Source organism: Pseudomonas laurentiana (assembly GCF_014648275.1).
GTDB classification, from domain to species: domain Bacteria; phylum Pseudomonadota; class Gammaproteobacteria; order Pseudomonadales; family Pseudomonadaceae; genus Aquipseudomonas; species Aquipseudomonas laurentiana.
This window is the reverse complement of sequence record NZ_BMQU01000093.1, coordinates 1-887: the sequence shown is the minus strand read 5'-3', so window position 1 is coordinate 887 and position 887 is coordinate 1. Positions and strand designations below refer to the sequence as shown.

Annotated in this window: 1 pseudogene; it reads right to left on the bottom strand. The window is 23.8% G+C overall.

The features are described from left to right. Positions 1–442: 442 nt before the first annotated feature. Positions 443–865: pseudogene (locus IE038_RS25565) on the bottom strand (NADH-quinone oxidoreductase subunit H); the annotation flags it as partial. Positions 866–887 lie beyond the last annotated feature (22 nt).

The window sequence follows — 887 nt, the reverse complement described above, 5'->3', positions numbered from 1 at the left end:
TTGAACGTGTATAATCAGGACATGGGCCTAATATGTTCGCCAATTACATCATATTGCATATATTTTTTAAAGATTATATATTTATATGTATATATTATAAAATATTATATATATTTATATGTATATATTATAAAATATTAATATATTAATATTATATAATGAATCATTACTTATAATATATATATCTTCAAAAAAAAAAAAAAAATAATAATAATACTAAAAATTAAATTATAACAGGTAATCCATCAAACCCTGATAAAATACAAGGAACTAAGATAACTACTCCGAATAATAAAGGTAATAATATCACTCAACAGAAATGTATTAATTGATCATACCGTATTCTAGGGAAAGCAGCTCTAACTCAAATGAATGTGAACATTAAAATATTAGCTTTAATACCTAGACTGGCTCCATATATTAAACCTTCAAATAATATTAATCATATTGAATTACTTAAAATATCAATTGATAAAATATTAGTAAATAAATTAAAGTTAAGATAACCTCCTAAGAATAAAGTAATATTTAAACAACAAATTAACATAATATTACTATATTCAGATAAGAAGAATAACACAAAAGGAGCAGCAGACAATTCAGTTAAATGTCCAGAAACTAATTCTGATTCAGCTTCAACTAAATCAAATGGTGGACGATTAGTTTCTGCAACTGAAGCAATATAGAATATAACTAATATAGGCAATAAAGGCACAACATATCAAACACTACGTTGAGCCTCAGTAATTAAAGTAATATTTAAATTACTTACAAACATTACAACAATCAATACGATTGTTGTTAAAACTAATTCATAACTAATTAATTGGGCAGTAGAACGAATACTACCTAATAAAGCATATTTAGAGTTAGAAGCTCAACCAACT